Origin of the sequence: Klebsiella sp. R445 (assembly GCF_051131755.1) — a bacterium.
Taxonomy (GTDB): domain Bacteria; phylum Pseudomonadota; class Gammaproteobacteria; order Enterobacterales; family Enterobacteriaceae; genus Klebsiella; species Klebsiella lignicola.
Map to the genome: position 1 here is coordinate 598,649 of NZ_CP180446.1, position 22,184 is coordinate 620,832.

17 protein-coding genes and 1 pseudogene are annotated in these 22,184 nt (G+C 58.0%); 12 read left to right on the plus strand and 6 right to left on the minus strand.

All coding sequences use genetic code 11. The features are described 5' to 3' along the window. Window positions 1-70 precede the first annotated feature (70 nt). Window positions 71-959 (plus strand): annotated as a pseudogene (locus tag ACMYSN_RS02770) (IclR family transcriptional regulator domain-containing protein). 2 nt (window positions 960-961) lie between these two features. On the opposite strand, the gene ACMYSN_RS02775 reads toward ACMYSN_RS02770, so the two are convergent. Further along, window positions 962-2,452: an MFS transporter gene (locus ACMYSN_RS02775; RefSeq protein ID WP_462496929.1), complete on the minus strand. Its 1,491-nt coding sequence runs from the start codon at window positions 2,450-2,452 to the stop codon at window positions 962-964. A 120-nt stretch (window positions 2,453-2,572) separates the two neighbouring features. Between ACMYSN_RS02775 and ACMYSN_RS02780 the strand changes: the two genes are divergently transcribed. The 7 genes from ACMYSN_RS02780 (at window position 2,573) to ACMYSN_RS02810 (ending at window position 14,627) form a co-directional block, all read left to right on the plus strand. Then, window positions 2,573-3,154 carry a TetR/AcrR family transcriptional regulator gene (locus ACMYSN_RS02780; RefSeq protein ID WP_462496930.1) on the plus strand — a complete coding sequence of 194 codons (582 nt, stop codon included), beginning with the start codon at window positions 2,573-2,575 and terminating at the stop codon, window positions 3,152-3,154. 285 nt (window positions 3,155-3,439) lie between these two features. Beyond that, entirely contained in the window at window positions 3,440-4,828 is a 1,389-nt protein-coding gene (locus ACMYSN_RS02785; protein WP_462496931.1) for a NarK family nitrate/nitrite MFS transporter, read from the plus strand. A 60-nt stretch (window positions 4,829-4,888) separates the two neighbouring features. Then, the gene (locus ACMYSN_RS02790; protein ID WP_462496932.1) at window positions 4,889-8,629 is read left to right on the plus strand and encodes a nitrate reductase subunit alpha; all 3,741 of its coding nucleotides are present in this window, start codon (window positions 4,889-4,891) and stop codon (window positions 8,627-8,629) included. Next, window positions 8,626-10,152, plus strand: a complete 1,527-nt coding sequence (gene narH, locus ACMYSN_RS02795; RefSeq protein WP_462496933.1) for a nitrate reductase subunit beta — start codon at window positions 8,626-8,628, stop codon at window positions 10,150-10,152. Before ACMYSN_RS02790 ends, narH begins: the two co-directional genes overlap by 4 nt. After that, entirely contained in the window at window positions 10,152-10,847 is a 696-nt protein-coding gene (narW, locus tag ACMYSN_RS02800) for a nitrate reductase molybdenum cofactor assembly chaperone (protein ID WP_462496934.1), read from the plus strand. Before narH ends, narW begins: the two co-directional genes overlap by 1 nt. After that, window positions 10,844-11,524, plus strand: coding sequence for a respiratory nitrate reductase subunit gamma (narI, locus tag ACMYSN_RS02805; protein WP_174508739.1), 681 nt, complete (start codon window positions 10,844-10,846; stop codon window positions 11,522-11,524). Before narW ends, narI begins: the two co-directional genes overlap by 4 nt. Window positions 11,525-11,876: 352 nt before the next feature. Next, window positions 11,877-14,627: a UvrD-helicase domain-containing protein gene (locus tag ACMYSN_RS02810; RefSeq protein ID WP_462496935.1), complete on the plus strand. Its 2,751-nt coding sequence runs from the start codon at window positions 11,877-11,879 to the stop codon at window positions 14,625-14,627. Here the strand turns inward: ACMYSN_RS02810 and ACMYSN_RS02815 are convergent. Then, window positions 14,587-15,480 carry a LysR family transcription regulator gene (locus tag ACMYSN_RS02815; protein ID WP_462496936.1) on the minus strand — a complete coding sequence of 298 codons (894 nt, stop codon included), beginning with the start codon at window positions 15,478-15,480 and terminating at the stop codon, window positions 14,587-14,589. The genes ACMYSN_RS02810 and ACMYSN_RS02815 overlap by 41 nt on opposite strands. 116 nt (window positions 15,481-15,596) lie before the next feature. Between ACMYSN_RS02815 and ACMYSN_RS02820 the strand changes: the two genes are divergently transcribed. Both ACMYSN_RS02820 and ACMYSN_RS02825 read left to right on the plus strand, forming a co-directional pair. Further along, window positions 15,597-15,911 (plus strand): carboxymuconolactone decarboxylase family protein, encoded by a 315-nt coding sequence (locus tag ACMYSN_RS02820; protein ID WP_462496937.1) that lies wholly within the window; start codon window positions 15,597-15,599, stop codon window positions 15,909-15,911. Between the two features lie 10 nt (window positions 15,912-15,921). Next, window positions 15,922-16,332: a tautomerase family protein gene (locus ACMYSN_RS02825; protein WP_462496938.1), complete on the plus strand. Its 411-nt coding sequence runs from the start codon at window positions 15,922-15,924 to the stop codon at window positions 16,330-16,332. Between the two features lie 45 nt (window positions 16,333-16,377). On the opposite strand, the gene nhoA is transcribed toward ACMYSN_RS02825, so the two are convergent. The 4 genes from nhoA to ACMYSN_RS02845 form a co-directional block, all read right to left on the minus strand. Then, a complete protein-coding gene (nhoA, locus tag ACMYSN_RS02830) occupies window positions 16,378-17,223 on the minus strand; it encodes an arylamine N-acetyltransferase family protein (RefSeq protein WP_462496939.1) in 846 nt (281 codons plus the stop codon). A 76-nt stretch (window positions 17,224-17,299) separates the two neighbouring features. Then, window positions 17,300-18,955, minus strand: a complete 1,656-nt coding sequence (locus ACMYSN_RS02835; protein WP_462496940.1) for an ABC transporter permease — start codon at window positions 18,953-18,955, stop codon at window positions 17,300-17,302. 127 nt (window positions 18,956-19,082) lie between these two features. Further along, complete coding sequence (locus ACMYSN_RS02840; RefSeq protein ID WP_462496941.1) at window positions 19,083-20,051, minus strand: ABC transporter substrate-binding protein; 969 nt, start codon at window positions 20,049-20,051, stop codon at window positions 19,083-19,085. Continuing rightward, complete coding sequence (locus tag ACMYSN_RS02845; protein WP_462496942.1) at window positions 20,048-20,749, minus strand: ABC transporter ATP-binding protein; 702 nt, start codon at window positions 20,747-20,749, stop codon at window positions 20,048-20,050. Before ACMYSN_RS02845 ends, ACMYSN_RS02840 begins: the two co-directional genes overlap by 4 nt. A 214-nt stretch (window positions 20,750-20,963) precedes the next feature. On the opposite strand from ACMYSN_RS02845, the gene ACMYSN_RS02850 reads away from it, so the two are divergent. Both ACMYSN_RS02850 and ACMYSN_RS02855 read left to right on the plus strand, forming a co-directional pair. Further along, entirely contained in the window at window positions 20,964-21,545 is a 582-nt protein-coding gene (locus tag ACMYSN_RS02850) for a flavin reductase family protein (protein WP_123754226.1), read from the plus strand. Window positions 21,546-21,668: 123 nt separating this feature from the next. After that, complete coding sequence (locus ACMYSN_RS02855; RefSeq protein WP_154143773.1) at window positions 21,669-22,178, plus strand: MarR family winged helix-turn-helix transcriptional regulator; 510 nt, start codon at window positions 21,669-21,671, stop codon at window positions 22,176-22,178. Window positions 22,179-22,184: the final 6 nt, after the last annotated feature.

A 22,184-nucleotide genomic window follows, 5' to 3' on the forward strand; every position in this document is an offset into this window, starting at 1 on the left:
AACGGCGATAATCGAAATGTTGTGCGATTATCGACGCGCTTGTTAAATTGAGGTTAATAATGTGATCCGAGTGGTAAAACAGGCACATTCCATCACCGCCATTTTTACGCGCGGTATAGTGGTGCCCCGTGAGCTTTTGTCTTCGAATGGAGAGGAATTCAATGAGCGCAACACCGCCAACCACCCTCAGCGCCAGGCAGGCCGAACATGACCCCAATTTTATGCTGTCGCTGGCGCGCGGGCTGGAAGTTCTCAATGCCTTTACTCCCCAGCGGCAGCGGCTGACCATCTCGCAGCTCAGCCAGAAAACGCAAATTTCCCGTGCCGCCGTTCGCCGCTGTCTGTACACCCTGGCAGCCCTGGGAATGGTGCACAGCCCGGACGGGCGCAGCTATGAACTGCTGCCGCGAGTGCTGGCGGTGGGTCACGCCTATCTGGCCGGTACACCGCTGGCAAAGGTCGCGCAAACCGCGCTGGATAATCTCGGCAAATCGCTGGGAGAATCCTGCTCTGCGGCGACCCTCGACGGGGATAACGTGCTGTATATCGCCCGAGCAGCGGTCAACAATCTGCTCAGCGTCGACATCGGGCGCGGCAGTCGTCTTCCTGCGTGGGCCACCTCGATGGGGCGCGTGCTGCTCAGCGCCCTGCCGGAAGATCAACTGGAAGTGACATTGTCACGCGCGAATTTAATACGCTATACCCCGCATACCGTATGTGATCTACCGGGATTGCGCGAGGAGATAGCCAGGGTCAGGATGCAGGGCTATGCCCTCGCCGACCGGCAAATTGAGGTCGGGCTGTGTTCGCTGGCGGTCCCGTTGCTGTCGCGCAGCGGTCAGGTGGTGGCGGCGCTGAACGTTGGCGCCCCCGCCCCCGCGATGAGCGCCGCCGCTCTGCGGGAAAAAGCGCTGGCCCCGCTGCGGCGGGCGGCGATGGAGCTGTCACTCCAGCTGTAGACTTATTGCATCTCCGGCGCTTTTGCCAGGCTGCGCCAGATACCGGTCGCCAGCACAAGCAGCAGCACCCCGGCGGTCAGCAGCACCACGCTGTGGGCGCTGATAAAGGCGGTTTTGGCGGCGTCGATCAGCGAATGGGCCGGAATAGCGGGCAGCGATTGAGCCAGCGCAATGGCCTCGCTGATGGACGACGCGGCCTGGGTTGCCGCCTGGCCTTCCACACCGGCGGGCAGCACAATCGACGAGCTGTAGCTGCGGGTCAGGATCAGGCCGAACAACGCGATCCCCAGACCGGCCCCCAGTTCATATGCCATGGTTTCAATGGCCCCCGCCGCCGCCGCTTTCTCTTTCGGCGCTGCCGCCATAATCGCCGCTCCGGACGCCAGCAGCGCGCTGGCAACGCTAAAGCCCAGCAGGATCATCAGCCCCCACGCCTGCCACTGTTGGGTGCTGAAATCGGTCACCGACAGGCCCAGGAAACTGAAGGCGCTTAACAGCATGCCGCCGGTTGCCACCTGCCTAAGCCCAAGGCGCGACACCATCACCCCGGCAATTGGCCCGCTAAACCCGCTCGCCAGCATCAGCGGCAACATAAACAGCCCGGCTTCAAACGGCGTTTTACCGTGAACAAACTGCAGCTCCTGGGCCATCAACAGTTCAAAGCCCACCAGGGTGATCAGCGCGGTCATCGCCATCATTACGCCACTTAAGATAATGCGGTGGGTAAACAGCCGCATATCGACCATCGGGTTGCTGCTGGAGAGCTGCTGGCGCACGAACCAGGTCAGCAACGCCGCACCCGCCAGCGCCACCAGCCCGGTCATCCACAGCGCCATCTGGCCTTTCAGCGCCGATTTAGCACTGAAGATCAGCATCAGGATCGCCGCAATCAGCATTAACGCCTGGGTAATATTGAGCTTCTGTTCGCGCCGCGCGGGCTGCGATGGCACCATCCGGGCGCAGAAGGCGATCACCGCCAGCACGATAGGCACATTGATCAGGAACACCGACCCCCAGTAGAAATGCTCCAGCAGGATCCCCCCCACCAGCGGGCCAAAGGCGGCGCCGCCGGAACCAATAGCCGCCCACAGGCCGAGCGCCATATTACGATGACGCGCCTCAGAAAAGGTGTTACGGATACCGGCCAGGGTCGCCGGGACGATCATCGCCGCGCCGATCGCCAGCAGCGCCCTGGCGGCAATCAGCGCCGGGGCATTGGGTGCAAACGCCGCCGCCAGCGATGACACGCCAAAAATAGCGCTGCCGAGCAGCAACAGGCGTTTAAAGCCGATTTTGTCGCCAAGCGCCCCCATCGGCAGCACCATGCCGGCCATCACCAGCGAGTAAATATCAATGATCCACAGCAGCTCATTGCTGCTGGTGCCCAGCGACATGCTGAGCGTAGGCGCAGCGACATGCAGCACGGTGGCATCGATCGCCACCGGCAGATAAACCAACAGAATCGCCACGAGCGTTAACCATTGCCGGGACATCTCTTTATTCCTCACATTTATAAATTGAACAGGTGTTCAGGAATGCGATCCTGCCGGATTGTTGAACGACTGTCCAACTTTTTGTTACTATCCATCAACACCACGGTTCAGCGGGGAAATATGCATTATTTAAATCGGGAAGCACGCCGCGAAGTGATCATGCTGGCGGCCATGCGCGTGGCGCTGCAGGGCGGACTGGCGGCGATGACAGTGCGACAGATCGCCGCAGAAGCGCAGGTCTCCACCGGGCAACTGCACCACCATTTCAGCTCCACCGGCGAACTGAAAGCCCAGGTTTTTGTCCGGCTGATCCGCGAGATGATGGATATTCAGCTGGTATCCCCACAGAGCAGCTGCCAGGAGCGGTTGTTCGCGGTGCTCGGGAGCGAAGATCGCCGGCTGGAACCCTATATCCGCCTGTGGCGCGAGGGCCAACTGCTCGCCGGCAGCGATAGCGATATCAAAGCGGCCTACCTGCTGACCATGTCGATGTGGCACACGGAAACCGTGAATATTATTCGCGACGGCGTCAACAGCGGTGAATTTCACCCCGCCGATAGCCCTGAAGATATTGCCTGGCGCTTAATTTCGCTGGTCTGCGGTCTGGACGGGATCTATGTGTTGGGGATGGACGTTATTGACGATAGCACCTTCACACGTTATATAAATAATAATATAGCGATGGAGCTGTTACGCTCCTGACCAGGTCAGTGTCCCCGCGCGGCAGATCCCTGCTCAGGCCCCATCTGTCGGGCCCTGAGCTGTCATAGACCGCAGCGCATTGCTGGTGGTTTTCCCTGCTAAAATTTACATTTAGTAACAAATAATAAAACCCTATTCGCAGCGGGCATTCTGCCACGGTCTTTTTTTTATCTATTCTTCAATCACGACAATAATAAGATCTGCCATCCTGAATCACCTCTTCTGATTAATTTGCTGTTTTCTCAAATTTAATTTTCCTTTGGTTACTGGGTATTCGAGGGCAATATGTCGAGAGAAAATGAGAAAGATAATCATTACCTTTTAAAAGACTGGCGACCAGAAAATCCGGCATTCTGGGAAAATAAAGGAAAGGCAATTGCACGGAGGAATCTTTGTATTTCAGTCAGTTGCCTGCTACTGGCCTTCTGCGTCTGGATGTTATTCAGCGCCGTTGCGGTCAATCTGAATAAAGTCGGTTTTAATTTCACTACCGACCAGCTGTTTTTATTAACCGCGCTCCCTTCGCTGTCTGGCGCAATATTGCGGGTGCCCTATTCGTTTATGGTACCGATATTTGGCGGGCGCTACTGGACGGTAATCAGCACGGTGATATTAGTGGTCCCGTGCTTGTGGCTGGGGATTGCGGTACAGAATCCGGCAACGCCGTTCTGGATGTTTATCATCATCGCCCTGCTCTGCGGTTTTGCCGGGGCTAACTTCGCCTCCAGCATGGGCAACATCAGCTTTTTCTACCCCAAAGCGAAGCAAGGCAGCGCCCTGGGCGTCAACGGCGGCCTGGGTAACCTCGGCGTCAGCGTGATGCAGCTGCTGTCGCCGGTGGTGATCTTTTTGCCGATCTTCACCTTCCTCGGCGTGCGCGGCGTCGATCAAGGGGATGGTTCGACCCTGTGGTTAGGTAACTCGCCGCTGATCTGGGTGCCGCTGTTGCTGGCGGCCACCGTGGCCGCGTGGTTCGGCATGAACGATATCGCCGGCTCCAAAACGGCGATCCGCGATCAGCTGCCGGTCTTAAAACGCCCGCATATGTGGCTGCTGAGTCTGCTCTATCTTGCCACCTTCGGCTCTTTTATCGGTTTCTCCGCCGGCTTCGCAATGCTGGCGAAGACCCAGTTTCCCGACGTTAACATCCTCAAGCTAGCTTTCTTCGGGCCGTTTATCGGCGCCCTGGCACGCTCATTCGGCGGCATCATTTCCGACCGGCTGGGCGGCGTGAAGGTCACCCTGGTGAACTTTATCCTGATGGCGCTATTTACCGGCCTGCTGTTTCTGACCCTGCCGGGCTCCGGTTCCGGCAGCTTTCTCGCTTTCTACATCGTGTTTATGGGGCTGTTCCTCACCGCCGGTCTCGGCAGCGGCTCCACCTTCCAGATGATTGCCGTCATCTTCCGTCAGATAACCATCGACAGCGTCAAGAAACACGGCGGTAGCGATGAGCAGGCCCAGCATGAAGCGGTCACCGATACCGCCGCCGCGCTCGGGTTTATCTCCGCCATCGGCGCGGTCGGCGGCTTTTTCATCCCTAAAGCCTTCGGCACGTCACTCGCCATGACCGGCTCACCGGTCGGCGCCATGAAGGTGTTCTTCGTCTTTTATGTTGTCTGCGTACTGGTGACCTGGCTGGTCTACGGCCGTCGCAAGCCCGCCACAAAATAATCACAGCCATGCTGAGCACGGTAACCACGGAGGCGTCTGCCTCCGTCAGGAGATAATGTCATGAGCAAACTACTGGATCGCTTTCGCTACTTTAAGCAGAAACGCGAGACCTTTGCCAACGGCCACGGCCAGCTACTGGATACCAACCGTGACTGGGAAGATAGCTACCGGCAGCGCTGGCAGTTTGACAAGATCGTCCGCTCCACCCATGGGGTCAACTGCACCGGCTCCTGCAGCTGGAAAATTTACGTTAAAAACGGCCTGGTCACCTGGGAAACCCAGCAGACGGACTACCCGCGCACCCGCCCGGATCTGCCCAACCACGAACCGCGAGGCTGCCCGCGCGGCGCCAGCTACTCGTGGTATCTCTACAGCGCCAACCGCCTGAAATACCCGCTGGCGCGCAAGCGCTTAATTGAACTGTGGCGCGAAGCGCTGGCGCTGCATCCGGACCCGGTCGATGCCTGGGACAGCATCATGCAGGACCGCCAGAAGTGCCTCAGCTACAAACAGATGCGCGGCAAAGGCGGCTTTATTCGCTCGACCTGGAAAGAGCTGAACCAGCTGATTGCCGCCGCCAACGTCTGGACCATCAAACAGTATGGCCCGGACCGCATTGTGGGCTTCTCGCCGATCCCGGCGATGTCGATGGTCTCCTATGCTGCCGGCACCCGCTATCTGTCGCTGATTGGCGGCACCTGCCTGAGCTTCTACGACTGGTACTGCGACCTGCCGCCGGCCTCGCCGATGACCTGGGGCGAGCAGACCGATGTCCCGGAATCCGCCGACTGGTATAACTCAAGCTACATTATCGCCTGGGGGTCGAACGTGCCGCAGACCCGCACCCCGGACGCCCACTTTTTTACCGAGGTCCGTTACAAAGGCACCAAAACCATCGCCATTACGCCGGACTATTCGGAAGTGGCAAAATTGTGCGACCAGTGGCTGGCGCCGAAACAGGGCACCGACAGCGCGCTGGCTATGGCCATGGGCCACGTGATTTTAAAGCGTTTCCATCTCGACAGCCCGAGCGACTACTTCCTCAACTACTGCCGCCACTATACCGACATGCCGATGCTGGTGATGCTCGAAGAGCGCGCTGACGGCGGCCTGGTGCCGGGCCGGATGGTCCGCGCCTCCGACCTGCTGGACGGGCTGGGCGAAAGCAACAACCCGGAGTGGAAAACCGTGGCGTTCAGCAGCGCCGGCGAACTGGTGGCTCCCAACGGCTCCATTGGTTTTCGCTGGGGTGAAAAAGGCAAATGGAACCTCGAACCGCTGGCTGCCGGAAAAGAGACCGAACTGGCGCTCTCCCTGCTGCCCTTTAACGACGCCGTGGTCCCCGTGGGTTTCCCCTACTTTGGCGGCAACGAGAACCCCCACTTTCGCAGCGTGGCCCAGCAACCGGTGATCGTTCACCAGCTACCGGCAAAACGCCTGACGCTGGCTAACGGCGACAGTGCCCTGGTGGTCAGCGTCTATGACCTGGTGCTGGCCAACTACGGCCTCGACCGCGGTCTTGATGACAGCAATGCGGCCAGCGATTTTAGCGAAATCAAAGCCTATACCCCGGCCTGGGCCGAGCAGATCACCGGCGTCCCGCGCCAACACATTGAGCAAATTGCCTGGGAGTTTGCCGACACCGCGCATAAAACCCATGGCCGGTCGATGATCATCCTCGGCGCCGGGGTGAACCACTGGTATCACATGGACATGAACTACCGCGGGATGATCAATATGCTGGTCTTCTGCGGCTGCGTCGGCCAGAGCGGCGGCGGCTGGTCGCACTATGTCGGCCAGGAGAAGCTGCGCCCGCAGACCGGCTGGCTGCCGCTGGCCTTTGCCACCGACTGGAACCGCCCGCCGCGGCAGATGAACAGCACCTCCTATTTTTACAACCACTCCAGCCAGTGGCGTTACGAGAAGCTCACCGCCCAGGAACTGCTCTCACCGCTGGCGGATGCCAGCCGCTATACCGGCCACCTGATTGATTTTAACGTCCGGGCGGAACGGATGGGCTGGCTGCCTTCCGCGCCGCAGCTGAACCTCAACCCGCTGACCATCAAACAGCAGGCCGATGCCGCCGGGTTGTCACCAGCGGACTACACCGTCCAGGCGCTGAAATCCGGTGCGATCCGCTTTGCCTGCGAGCAGCCGGACAGCGGCACAAACCACCCGCGCAATATGTTTATCTGGCGTTCTAATCTGCTGGGTTCTTCCGGCAAAGGCCATGAGTACATGCTCAAATATCTGCTGGGTACCGACAGCGGCATTCAGGGCGATGAACTTGGAGCCACGGACGAGGTGAAACCCGAAGAGGTCGAGTGGCAGACCGCCGCCATCGAAGGCAAACTCGATCTGCTGGTCACTCTCGATTTCCGGATGTCGAGCACCTGTCTGTTCTCCGATATCGTCCTGCCGACCGCCACCTGGTATGAAAAAGACGATATGAACACCTCGGATATGCACCCGTTTATCCACCCGCTCTCCGCCGCGGTCGACCCGGCCTGGGAAGCCAAAAGCGACTGGGAAATCTATAAAGAGATTGCCCGGGTCTTTTCGACGGTCTGCGTGGGGCATCTCGATACTGAAACGGATGTGGTGCTTCTGCCGCTGCAGCACGATTCGGCGGGTGAGCTATCCCAGCCGTTTGAGGTGAAGGACTGGCATAAAGGCGAATGCGATCTGATCCCCGGAAAAACCGCGCCAACCATCGCGGTGGTGGAACGTGATTATCCGGCGACCTACGAGCGCTTTACCTCGCTGGGGCCGTTGCTGGATAAGCTCGGCAACGGGAGCAAGGGCATCACCTGGAAAACCCTGGATGAGGTCGAATTCCTCGGCAAACTCAATTACGTCAAGCTCGACGGCCCGGCCAAAGGCCGACCGCGCATCGACAGCGCCATCGACGCCACCGAGGTGATCCTCAGCCTGGCGCCGGAGACCAACGGTCAGGTCGCGGTCAAAGCCTGGCAAGCGCTCGGCGAGTTTACCGGGCGCGATCACACCCATCTGGCAATCAACAAAGAAGACGAGAAGATTCGTTTTCGCGATATCCAGGCGCAGCCGCGAAAAATCATCTCCAGCCCGACGTGGTCCGGCCTCGAAAGCGAGCATGTTTCTTACAACGCCGGCTACACCAACGTCCACGAGCTGATCCCATGGCGCACCCTCTCCGGCCGCCAGCAGCTGTATCAGGACCATCCGTGGATGCGCGACTTCGGCGAAAGCCTGGTGGTCTACCGTCCGCCGATTGATACCCGCAGCGTCAGCCACATGCGCGAGATCCCGCCCAACGGCTTCCCGGAAAAGGCGCTCAACTTCCTCACGCCGCATCAGAAATGGGGGATTCACTCCACCTACAGTGAAAACCTGCTGATGCTGACCCTGTCGCGCGGCGGGCCGATCGTCTGGCTTAGCGAAACCGACGCCAAAGAGTTAGGCATTGAAGATAACGACTGGATCGAAGCCTTCAACGCCAACGGCGCCCTTACCGCCCGCGCGGTGGTGAGCCAGCGCATCCCACCGGGGATGACCATGATGTACCACGCGCAGGAACGCATCATGAATATTCCCGGCTCCGAAGTGACCGGCCGTCGCGGCGGGATCCATAACTCCGTGACCCGTATTTGCCCCAAACCTACCCATATGATTGGCGGCTATGCGCAACTGGCCTATGGCTTTAACTATTACGGTACCGTCGGCTCCAACCGCGATGAATTCATCATGATTCGTAAAATGAAAAACATCAGCTGGCTGGATAACGAAGGTCGCGATCAGGTACAGGAGGCGAAAAAATGAAAATACGCTCACAGGTCGGGATGGTGCTGAATCTCGACAAATGCATTGGCTGCCACACCTGTTCGGTCACCTGTAAGAACGTCTGGACCGGGCGCGAAGGGATGGAATACGCCTGGTTTAATAACGTTGAAACCAAACCCGGCATCGGCTACCCGAAAAACTGGGAAGACCAGGAAGAGTGGCAAGGCGGCTGGATCCGGGGGATCACCGGCAAGCTGACCCCGCGCCTCGGCAACCGGGTGGGCGTGCTATCGAAAATCTTCGCCAACCCGCAGCTGCCGGGCATCGACGACTATTACGAACCCTTCACCTTCGATTATCAGCATCTGCATACCGCGCCGGAGAGTGAGCATCTGCCGACCGCCCGCCCACGCTCGCTGATCAGCGGTAAACGAATGGACAAAATCAGCTGGGGGCCAAACTGGGAGGAGCTGCTGGGCGGCGAGTTTGAAAAACGCGCCCATGACCGCAACTTCGAGGCGATGCAGAAAGAGATGTACGGCCAGTTTGAAAACACCTTCATGATGTATCTGCCGCGCCTGTGCGAACACTGCCTTAACCCGAGCTGCGTCGCCACCTGCCCGAGCGGCGCCATCTATAAGCGTGAAGAAGATGGCATTGTGCTGATCGATCAGGATAAATGCCGAGGCTGGCGCATGTGCATCAGCGGCTGTCCGTACAAGAAAATCTACTTTAACTGGAAAAGCGGCAAATCTGAGAAGTGCATCTTCTGCTATCCGCGTATCGAATCCGGCCAGCCGACGGTCTGCTCAGAAACCTGCGTCGGGCGCATTCGCTACCTCGGCGTCCTGTTGTATGACGCCGACCGGATTGAGGAAGCGGCCAGCACCGAGCATGAAACCGATCTCTATGAACGTCAGTGCGATGTGTTCCTCGACCCGCACGATCCGGCGGTGATTGAAGAAGCGCTGAAACAGGGCATTGCGCATAACGTGATCGAAGCGGCGCAGAAGTCTCCGGTGTATAAACTGGCGATGGACTGGAAGCTGGCGCTGCCGCTGCACCCGGAATACCGCACCCTGCCAATGGTCTGGTACGTGCCGCCGCTGTCGCCGATCCAGTCGGTCGCTGATGCCGGCGGTCTGCCGAATAAAGGCACGATTCTGCCGGCGGTGGAAAGCCTGCGTATTCCGGTGCAGTACCTGGCGAACCTGCTGAGCGCCGGCGACACCGGCCCGGTGCTGCGCGCCCTGAAACGCATGATGGCGATGCGCCACTATAAACGCTCCCAGACCGTCGAAGGGGTTACCGATACCAGGGCTATCGAAGAAGTGGGGTTAAGCGTCGAGCAGGTTGAAGATATGTACCGCTATCTGGCTATCGCCAACTATGAAGACCGGTTTGTGATCCCCACCAGCCACCGTGAAATGGCGGAAGATGCCTTCCCGGAACGTAACGGCTGCGGTTTTACCTTCGGTGACGGTTGCCACGGCTCGGATACCAAATTCAACCTGTTCAACAGCCAGCGTATTGATGCGATCAACATTGGGGAGAAAGACTAATGCGGATCCTCAACGTCATCGGGCTGCTGCTGGAGTACCCGGACGCCCTGCTGTGGGACAACCGCGAGGAGGCGCTGGCGTTGGTCGGCGCCGATGCGCCGGCGCTGCTGCCGTTTGCCGCCCCGTTGCTGGCCGCTCCGCTGCTCGACCGCCAGGCCGAATGGTGCGAGGTGTTCGAGCGCGGGCGCGCCACCTCACTGCTGCTGTTCGAACATGTGCATGCGGAATCCCGCGATCGCGGCCAGGCGATGGTCAATCTGATGAACCAGTACGAGCAGGCCGGACTGCAGCTCGACTGCCGGGAGCTGCCGGACCATCTGCCGCTCTATCTCGAGTATCTCAGCACGCTCGAGGCGGACCCGGCCAGAGAGGGACTGCAAAACGTCGCGCCGATCCTTGCCCTGCTGGGCGGCCGTCTGAAACAACGACAATGCGATTACTATCAACTGTTTGACACGCTGCTGGCACTTGCCGGCAGCCCCCTCGATAGTGACAGTGTCACGAAACAGGTGGCAGGCGAGCAACGCGATGACACCCGCCAGGCGCTGGATGCCGTGTGGGAAGAGGAGCAGGTGAAGTTTATCGAAGATAACGCCACCGCCTGCGACAGCTCGCCGATGCAACATTATCAACGACGCTTTAGCCAGGACGTCGCGCCGCAGTACGTTGACGTCCGTGCCGGAGGCCCGAAATGATACAGTACCTGAACCTCTTCTTTTACGACATCTACCCCTACGTGTGCGGGACGGTGTTTCTCATCGGCAGCTGGCTGCGCTATGACTACGGGCAGTACAGCTGGCGCGCCTCCTCCAGCCAGATGCTCGACAAGCGCGGGATGGTGCTGTGGTCGAATCTGTTCCATATCGGCATTCTGGGGATATTCTTCGGTCATCTCTTTGGCATGCTGACCCCGCACTGGGTCTATTCGTGGTTCCTGCCGATGTCGCAGAAACAGCTGATGGCGATGATCCTCGGCGGCGTCTGCGGCGTGCTGACGCTGGTGGGCGGCGCGGGGCTGTTGATTCGTCGGCTGACCAACCCGCGCATTCGCGCCACTTCATCGACGGCGGACATTGTGATCCTCAGCATTTTGCTGATTCAGTGCATTCTGGGGTTAACCACCATTCCCTTCTCGGCCCAGCACCCTGACGGCAGCGAGATGTTAAAGCTGGTGGACTGGGCCCAGGCGGTAGTGACCTTCCACGGCGGCGCCTCGGCGCATCTTGATGGCGTGGCGTTTATCTACCGCATTCACCTGGTGCTCGGGATGACCATTTTCCTGATCTTCCCGTTCACCCGCCTGGTGCACGTCTGGAGCGCACCGATCGAATATTTAACCCGCCGCTATCAGCTGGTGCGATCCCGGCGCTGAGGGGGGAAATACCCAAGGCCTGTCGTCGGCAGGCCCTGGCAGTTCCCATGGAAAACTGCAGCACCACGCCGTAGTAAGCCCATAGTTATAATAACTAAGAGATTTGAGCGGAACCGGGTTATCAATATCCGTTCTGCACGACCGTCACTGCTATCTGTACACAAGTTACAACAGAAATTACATGGTTATTGTGACCTCACATCTTTATCCTGACCGTATAAACTCCCTGATAGAAACCGCTGGCAACCTGGCTGTTGTGGTTCGCACGTAGTCTGAGAATAGTATGGTAAATCAATGGACCCCCTCATTCTGGGGTCGTCAATTCACGCGGTCGTCTAAGTGGTGCCTCAACTTGCAGGGTTTCATCCTGTCGCTTTCTATTGATGGTTTGATTCATCATATTGATATCAAAGAGCAAAAAAATTGTTCTGTCCATAAAGGGCTGTTCTGGACTGATATCATTCTCAACGACAAAAATTCACAAATAATTACCATCGATGGACTACCTAACGCACAGGCGACGATATTTCTGCAGGTACTCAATGAAATATATGTGACGGCTCGACTGCAGGGCGAGATCACCTTCATCAACCAGACCGTTGATACCATCAATGACTGGCTGGCGTACAAAACACAGCAAGAAGATAAAGCGAGGCAACAACGGCGTTGGATCACCCATGAAATGCAGTTGAGTATTGAAGCTATCAGACCGGATATCGACAATCGCCGCATGGTAATACTTCTTAGACATCCACAGATTATTGCCTTATTAGCGTCTAATGCTCAGGCTGTGATTCATACTCTCGAGCAATGGGGGATGGATCATCGCTTGCACTGGGACACCATGAATGCCGAACATACTGCACGGGAGCTTATAGCAAGTAAGGCCATATTTGACGGAGTAGAACGACAACCGCTTACCGTTGAGCAAGCAAAAGCGGTTATCTGTTTCGACAATCGGGTGCAGGTGATTGCCTCTGCCGGTTCCGGAAAGACATCCACAATGGTTGCCAAAGCTGTCTATGCCATTGAGCGAAATATAGCCAAAGCAGAAGGCATTGTTTTACTCGCGTTCAATAAACAGGCAGCTGAAGAACTTAGTAACCGCTGCTGCGAATCCTTTGGCCGCCTGGGATTTCAGGGCGTCAATGTAGAAGCGACGACTTTTCATGCGTTGGGTTTACGCATTGTTGCTAAGGTAACCGGCAAAAAACCAAATGTCCCTGTCTGGGCAATCGACCAAATGGCAGGCATTCACAAACTACGAAATATTGCAGAACGATTAACGACAGAATCAATCCAGTTCTTCGTTCAATGGCACCTGTTTCGTTTCGTTTTTGGCGGTGATTTACCTGAATTTGGAGCAAGTGATGATGCAAATACGTGGGATGCTCAAGGAAATGGTTTCATCCTCACTATAGACAGTCACCGTGTACGCAGTCAGGAAGAAGCCACTCTCTGCAATTGGCTCTTTCTGAATGGCGTTAATTATTGCTACGAACCCGCCTATGAACACGATACTGCTGATGAGCACCATCACCAGTACCATCCTGATTTTTACTATCCCGATATTGGCCTTTATCACGAGCACTTCGCTCTTGATGCTGAAGGGAATCCACCTGAACATTTCACGGATTATCTGGCTGGTGTTGAGTGGAAACGACACTTACACAAAACATACGGAACCGAGATGATGGAAACAACGTCGGATCAGTTACGTTCCGGCGATGCATTCCGACATTTGGCACATGAACTGACCTCACGTGGCATCGAACTCAAACCCGACCCTAATCGCAAAGCACCCGCGAACGGTGAAGTGCCGATGAAACAAGATGAACTACTCAACTTAATGAGGATCTTTATCAATCATGCCAAGAGCAACAATCTGAGTATTGAGGCTATTCGCCAGCGTTTCAGTCCAGGTAAGGTCTTCACATTTCCCTATCGCTATCAGCTATTCCTGAACCTGATCGAACCGGTTCTACGTGAATGGGATACCGAACTGGCTCAGGAGAACGGTATTGATTTTGAAGACATGCTGAATGTCGCAGCAGAATATCTGGAGACAGGACGGTATACCTCTCCTTACAGGTTGGTCATGGCTGATGAATTTCAGGATGCTTCACGCGCCAGAGCACGTCTATGTCGTGCATTAACGCAAAAACCAGGTCATTTTTTATTTACTGTCGGCGACGACTGGCAGTCGATAAATCGCTTTGCCGGTGCCGATCAGTCAGTCATGACTGCCTTTCGCGAATGGTTTGGTCAAGGACAAGTCCTCAAGCTGGAACAAACCTTTCGCTGTCCACAATCCTTATGTGATATCTCAAGTCGGTTTATCTCGCAAAACCCCAATCAGATTAGTAAAAACGTGCACTCAGCGACACCGACGCTCGGTGCCGCAGTGCAAGCCTTTCAGGTCACGAAAAGAGACCATCTTGCCAGCGCCATTGATAACTTCATTATAAAGCTCGCTAATGATGCCAAAAACGGTGATATCCCTGAGGGCCGAAAGGGAAAAATCTCGGTATTTGTGCTGGGCCGCTATAACAGTGACAGGCAGTATCTGCCTGACCGTGTATCACGCTTTAATGAATGGCTTGATGTTTCTTTTTTAACTATTCATCGCTCCAAGGGCAGCGAAGCTGATTACGTTATCCTACCTGAGATGGTGACGACTCACAGAGGTCGCAGCTTCCCAAATTCACGTAGCGACGACCCACTGCTTTCACTGGCTATGCCAGAAAGTGACAATTTCCCCCACAGTGAGGAACGTCGGCTATTTTATGTCGCATTGACACGAGCGCGGCGCAGCGTGGCAATGTTTACGGTGAAAGGTCAATGTTCAGTTTTCGTGGAGGAATTACGACGTGCGGGTGCTCTGTCCATTACCGATACAGCAGGAAATGACATCGAAGAAGCCCTCTGTCCTGCCTGTCAACAGGGTGTGATTATATTGCGACATGGCCCCTACGGAAACTTTCATGCGTGTTCAAATTACCCGGACTGTTGTTATAAACCGCCAAAATGGGCATCGACACAAAACGGCACGGCGACCAGAATTATTCCCCAGGCGGCAGATGCAGCGCAAAGCAGTCAATAATGGTATCAAGCAGCAGCTTTGCCGGTGCAGTAAGGCGACGTTCATCGCCATATAGCCCGACGCCAATATCTCCCGCGTCGGGCAGCGTTGTGGCCTGGATGACCTGCAGCGTCGCCGGTATGCCGATGGTGGTACGTAGCGCGACCCCTAACCCGGCAGAGGCGGCGGCCCAGATACCGTTCAGGCTGCGGCTGGTAAACGCAATACGCCACGGAATACCGGCGTTGTCTAATGCCGTCGTGGCGGCGGTACGCATCAAACAGGGCGCTTCAAACGCCAGCAGCGGCAGCGGCTGGTTTTTGGCGAGATACGTGGCGATTTCGAACTCTGGCGCCGCGATCCAGCGCAGCGGCACCCTTCCCAGAACCCGGTCAAAAGCCGGTTGCTCGCGCCCTTCCCAGCTCAGCGCCAGGTCAAGCTCCTGATGCAGCATCGCCACTCGCAGCGGCGCGTTGCGGGTCACGGTCACGGCAATTTCAACCTCCGGGCAGGCCCGGGCAAACTGCCCGAGGATCGCCGGCAGGAGCACCTCGCCAAAATCCTCCTGCAGCCCGAGGCGCACCTCGCCGCTCACCCCTCTGGCCTGCAACGCGGCACAGGCTTCGTCATTCAGACTAAGCATGCGTCGCGCGTAACCCAGCATGATTTCACCTTCAGGCGTCAATGCCAGATGACGGCCCGCCTTCTGCACCAGCGCCATGCCGGTCTGCTGCTCCAGTTTTTTCAGCTGCGCGCTGACTGCCGAGGTTGAACGTCCGAGGCGCTCCGCCGCCAGGGCAAAGTTCCCCAGCTCCATCCCGGTGACAAAAGCACGCAGCGCATCGGCATCCAGGGTCAGTGGTCTTCTGGTCATTATCAATCATCCCGCTTTTCAGGACTGTTGGTCATGAATTATATGATTATCGAAACAATCATAACCGGATATCGTCTCTGTGACACCCCACTGGATTTCACAATAAGGGCAAAAACATGAGTAACGGTCATCTGACACGGGAAAACCTGGCGCAACTGGCGCCAAAACTGGCCTCGCTGAGCGAAGAGGTGTTGTTTAACGATATCTGGCAGCGTCCGGCGCTCTCTGCGCGCGACAGAAGTTTGATCACCCTTAGCGCGCTGGTTTCCTTGTATCGCCCGGAACAGCTCGGCTGGCACCTGCAGTTCGCTGAAAAAAACGGCGTCACCCAAAGCGAAATCACCGAGCTGATGACCCACCTGGCGTTTTATGCCGGCTGGCCTGCTGCGGTGTCGGCGTTAAACGTATTGCACCAGCTCAACGCGGAATAAGGGGACGACGATGCCCGTGACCCGCATTGCGATTTCTGAGCAACATTTCGCCCCCTGGCACGCCGCGATTAGCACCGCGTTACAGCAGGCGCTGGAAGACCATTTTTCGGTCCCGGCCGGTGACTGCTTTCAGCTTTTCGATTGCTACAGCCCAGGGCAGCGGATAGTTAACCCGCACTACCTCTGTACGGCTGAAGCCGGGCGCAGCGATGATTTCCTGCTGTTTCAGATAACCGCCGGTAAGCCGCGCAGCCATCTGCAAAAGCAGCGTTTTTATCAGGATTTAGTGACGCGACTTGTGCAGTCGCTGGGCATCAGCCCGCACGAGGTGATGGTGGTGATCGGCTTTACCGAGCCGGAAGACTGGTCATTCAGCGGCGGCAAGATGTTCTGTTTAACGGATATCCCGGTTACGCAGTGACGGCGGATACGGGCCGGAGAACGTCGTTTCCGGCCCTTTAGCGCCCTACTTACCGGCTTCCGGATGGGTATCAAACGCCGCCATCACCGCCGCCAGCTCCGCTTCACTGAAGCCATATTTGGCATCATCGACGCCGAGGCCGAAACGGGACTGCAGCGCGGCATACAGCGCCGGGACGTCCGGGAAATCAACCTTCTCGACCACATGGTGCTTATCCCAGTGGGTGAAGTGGAAGTTGGTTAAAGTCATTTTGCCGCCGTCCGGCAGATGGCGGCACATCAGCAGATGGTGGCGGAAATGCGACTGCGGCCAGTGGGCCGACCAGAAATTGCCCATCACATAGTCGGAGGCGTACTGGTGACCGAGGTCAAAGTGGTACATCGACTGCCAGTGGCCGTGGTGGCTGAACTGCAGCGTCCAGATCTCTCCCTCACACAGCAGACGATACTCACCGTGCGGGGTAGCTTGCTCAACATCCGCCAGCAGCCGGATCGGCGCGGTCAGCGTCTGCCCGCCGAAACCGACATCGGCAATCCAGCGTTCGCCTTCCACTTCTACCAGCAGCAAACGGTGGGTGCGCGGCGGCATCTGCGGCGGATTCGCCAGCACCACTCTTCCCAACAGGCTGCGGACTTTAAAGCCCAGCTCGCGCAGCGCTCTTTCCAGCAGACCGTTTTGCTCGAAGCAGTAACCGCCACGCCTACCGTTCACCAGCTTCTCTTCCAGCGTGCGATCGTCAAGGTGGATCTCCCGGGGCAACAGCACATCCAGATTTTCAAACGGGATGGCGCTGTTGTGGTGAATATGCAGGTCGCGCAAGGTGTCGATCGAAACATCAGGGGTTCCCGTCCAACCCAGACGGGAAAAATAGGCGCTTAAAAATGGACTCATCAATGCCTCCAGCAATCGGTGTCCGACATTTATAGCCTATTTTTGCCGTTTGGCCGTCTATTTTGTGCGGTCGTTTTTATTCGCGTGTGCTCCGCTGCATTAACGCCAGCGCGCTGAGCATCACTAGCAGCCCGGTCAACAGCGTCAGTGAGGCCATTGCCATTCCCTGCCCGACCGAGCCCTGCTCAAACTGGCGCCAGATAAACACCGCTACGGTCTGGGTACCGGCCGGTGCCAGCAGCAGCGAGGTCACCAGCTCGCGCGAGGCCACAGCAAACACCATCAGCATGGCGGCCAGCAGCGCCGGAAACACCAGCGGCAGGACGATTAAACGCAGCGCCTGCAGAGGCGTGGCGCCGTGTACCCGCGCCGCCGGTTCGAGGTTGGTGCCGAGCTGGCGCAGCGCGCTGCCGACATAGCGCACCGGCCACGGCATCAGCAGGCAACAATAGGAGAGCAGCAGCATAAACCAACTGTTATAGGGCGAAACCGGCCAGAACGGCTGGTTCCACAGCAGAATCAACCCCACGCCCACCACCACACCCGGGAGCGCCGCCGGCATCAACGATAAGGCATCGACCAGCGCGCTGCCCTTGATTTTCTGCACCAGCACCAGCCAGGCCGCCAGCAGTCCGATTAGCCCGACAATCAATGCTGACGCCAGCGCCAGCGACAGGCTGGTCCCCAGCGCCGACAGCGCATCGCCCTGCTGGGCGAACAGCGCGGTAAAATGACGCAAGGTCAAATTATCGCTGTGAATACCGCCGGATAATGTGCCCATCAGGCTGGTCAGCACCATCGAGGCCCCCGGTAGTACCACCGCCAGTCCACCGACACCGGTCATCAGCAGCACCGCAGGCGCCGCCAGCCAGCCGAGGCTGGCACCGCTGTTCTCTCCCGGCTTGCCGGTCACGCTGGTGACCTCTGTATCGCCAGTGAGCCGCTTTTGCAGCCACCAGGCCAGCAGCGCCACCGCGATCAGCAGCAGCGACAGCAGTGAAGCGCCGGGTAAATCAATCGGCCAGTCGGCGAGTTTTTTCTCGATACCGACGGTGAGCATCGTCAGCCCGGCCCGCGAGCCCAGCGCCGCCGGAACACCGTACTCTTCAATTGCCAGAGTAAACGCCAGCAGCATCCCCGCCGCCAGCGCCGGCGAGAGCATCGGCAGCGTGATATGCCAGAAGGCCCGCCACGCGCTGGCGCCGTGCACACGCGCCACCATCGCCAGCCGCTGACCGCTCGCCAGCAGGCTGCGGGAAACGGCGAAATAGACCACCGGGAAGATGTTAAAGGTCATCACCAGCACGATCCCGCTGCGGCTGAACAGCAGATCGTTAAGATCCCAGCCCGTGAGCTGTTGCAGATAGCCGTTGCTTTGCAGCACCAGCATCCACGACAGGGCCGAAATATAGGGCGGCGTCAGAAACGGGATCAGGAACAACAGATCCCACAAGCGCGGCATCGGCAGCGTAAACAGACCACGCAATACCCCCAGCGGCAGGCCAATCAGCACGCTCATCAGCGCCACGCCAGCGGCGATCCACAGGGTGCCGCCGAGCATCGACAGCAGCTGCGGTTCTTTGACCAGCGTCGAGACGCCGCTCAATGCCCCGTCCAGCGAACCGGCGCTTAAGTGCGGAAATATCGCCTGCAGAACAATAAATAACAACGGTAACGCCACCAGCACCAGCAGCGCGGTCAGCGTAAACCCGGATATCAGCGTTTGTTTCACGGCATATACCTGGAAAAATAATCGCCCGCAATCTACCGGCGGTCCTGTATCCCGGACAGGCGCATCAGCGCCACCTCCGGGAAAAGTGCCAGGCCTGATCCCCCGGATACGTTGGGGAAACATCGGGTTACTGCGCGAACAGCGTATTGAAGCGGAACAGCACCGCGCTACGTTCACTGCTGCCATCGTTGGTGGTCGGCAGGATCTTCAGCTCATTGAGCAGCGGGCGCCTGGCCTGGACATCGCTGCGCGCCGGCATCAGCCAGGCATCGGCAACCAGCGCCTGGCCTTCCGGTGACAGGACATAATCAACGAAGGCTTTGGCATCGTCAGCATGCTGGCTGGTTTTGAGGATCATCATCGGACGCGGCGCAATCACCGTGCCGCTGGCGGGGAAAATCACCTTCAGGGATTCGCCCTGATGGATGTTGCCATAGGAGACATAATCCACCGCGCCGAATACCGCCGCTTTCGCCCCCTGCATCACCGGGGTAACCGCCTGCGCGTTCGGCCCGCTGACCACCATGCCGTTGCGCTTCAGATCGTCAAACAGCCCCCAGGCTTTATCGCCCATGCCATTTTGTAACCCGATCAGCAAATCCAACGATGCACCAGAAAGCGCCGGGTCCGGCGTGGTCACTTTGTCTTTGAACGCCGCTTCGGTCAGGTCTCGCCACTCTTTCGGCTCCGGGGTTCCGCTTTTGGTATTCCAGACGATGCCCAGCGCCGAGATCCCCTGCGCGACATAATCCGCCGTTTTCAGGTTCGCCGGCACCTTATCGGCGTTGGCGCTCTGGTACGGCAGCAGCCAGCCGCGGTGATGTAAATCCTCGGCGGTGTCCCAGGAGGCAGAGATAAGCACATCCGCCTGCGGGTTGGCCTGCTCGGCTTCCAGACGGGCCATTACCTTGCCGGTGGTAGCCTGGAAAATATTGACCTTCACTCCGGTTTTCTTCTCATAGCCGCTGGCAAGGCTCTTCGCCAGCGAGCCGGGACCGGCGGTATATACGGTCAGCGCATGGGCGCTGGACATCATAGTGGCGGACAACAGCATCGCGAGCGCAGCTCCTTTCTTAATGGTCATAACGGTTTTCATGCAAGTTCCCCTGAGGATGAAGTAACGGTGCGAACGGCGGCGATGGCGCCCGCCGAGAGATGAACAATTCTGTCGGCCAGCAGCTCGGCTTCGCGGCGATCGTGAGTGACGTACACGGCGGTGATCCCCAGCTGTCGCAGGAGACGGCTCATCTCCACGCACAGTGATTCCCGCAGTTCGCTATCGAGATTGGAGAGCGGCTCATCAAACAGCAGGACCCGAGGTTCAGCGACGATGGCGCGAGCCAGGGCCACGCGCTGCTGCTGCCCGCCGGACAGCCCGGAAGGTTTACGCCCGGCGAAACCGCTGAGGCCCACCAGCGCCAGCGCTTCAGCGACCCGTTTTTGTCGGTCATGGCACGATACGCCGCGCATCCGCAGCGGAAAGGCAACGTTCTGCGCCGCCGTCATATGCGGCCACAGGGCGTAATCCTGAAACACCATGCCGATGTCGCGCTGCTCCGGCGGCATTGCCCAATTGCGTTTTGCTACCAGCCGGTCGCCGAAACGAATTTCGCCGCTGGCGGGCACGGTAAGTCCCGCCAGCAGACGCAGCAAGGTGCTTTTGCCGCAGCCCGACGGCCCTAAAAGCGCCACGATACTGCCCGCGTCGATCTGCAGGTCGATTTGATGAAGAACGGTCTGGGGGCCGAAGGCGAATGAGACGCCATCGAGTGTGATGCTGGTCAGCGCGCGCATTCTCGCCCTCCCCGTTGGGAAAGCGATGCTCTGCCCGCGGTTAACACCTGACGGGCCGCGCTCACCTGTGATAAAGACAGGAGAGCTTCCATGTTGTGATCCTCTTTGGGATTTAGTGGTGCCGACTATAGGGAGCCTGTATGACGTATTGATTACGTTTTCATTGCGGATTAACGTGTTGTCTGGCATCAGACCCATTTACCAAGGAACGCTTATGAGCCGTTTTCGCCACGTGGAACTCCAGTACGCCAGTCGCCTGCTTAATCATGGCCCGACCATTCTGATCACCAGTTATGACGCCCAAACGCAACGCCGCAATGTGATGGCCGCCGCATGGTCAATGCCCGTCGAATTCGCGCCGCCCCGGCTGGCGATCGTGGTGGACAAAAGCGCCTGGACGCGGGAAATTATCGAGCGCAACGGCACCTTCGGTATCGTGGTTCCCGGGGTGGCAGCGGCCAGCTGGACCTATGCCGTCGGCAGCATCAGCGGGCGGGACGAGGATAAATTCAACGCCTACGGTATTCCGGTGGTCAACGGCCCGGTTCTGGGACTGCCGTTAATCGAAGAGAAGTGTCTGGCGTGGATGGAGTGCCGCCTGCTCCCGTCAGGCTCAGCCCAGGAGCAGTACGATACCCTGTTTGGCGAGGTGGTTTCCGCTGCCGCCGATGAGCGGGCGTTTGCTACCGGTCGCTGGCAGTTCGACGACGATAAGCTCAATACCCTGCACCATCTCGGCACCGGTAATTTTGTCGCCAGCGGCCGCCACGTGCAGGCCAATATGCCGGAAGAGTAACCTTTCTTTACCGAGGCAGGCTCTGAGCCTGCCTTCTCCCCGCGACACTCTCTTTTTTAGCAGGTTGATCGTTCATTGATTCAGACATATAGTTAGGCACCATACTATCTGACGGAGGCCACTATGGAGCTCGAACAAAAATACCTATCGCTACTGCAGGAAGCCGAACGTCATCAGCTTGCCGATGTGGACAATATCCGCCTCTGTTTTCAGACCCTGTCGTTAGCTGCCGCCATCGACCGCGATTGCGCGACGCTGCTGGCACCCTGGGGGCTATCCGAGGGGCGCTTCGTGCTGCTGTTTTTGCTTGATGCCGCGCCTGAGGGCCTCGCCCCCAACGTGCTGGCAGAAAGAGCCGGCGTCACCCGGGCGACGATCACCGGTCTGCTGAACGGTCTTGAGCGCGACCAGTTGATTGAACGTCATGCCGACCCTCTTGATGGCCGGGCGATGCGTATTGCATTAACCCCTGAAGGCAAGCAGCTGATCGGCAAGGTTTTTGCCCAACACAGCCGCTGGATTGCCGGTTTGTTCAGCCATCTCTCGGCGCCGGAGCGCAGCCAGCTGGCTGGCCTGCTGGCGAAAGTCGCCGCCGGAACGCTGGCGGGAAAAGCCGCATCTGATTCGTGTTAAAACACA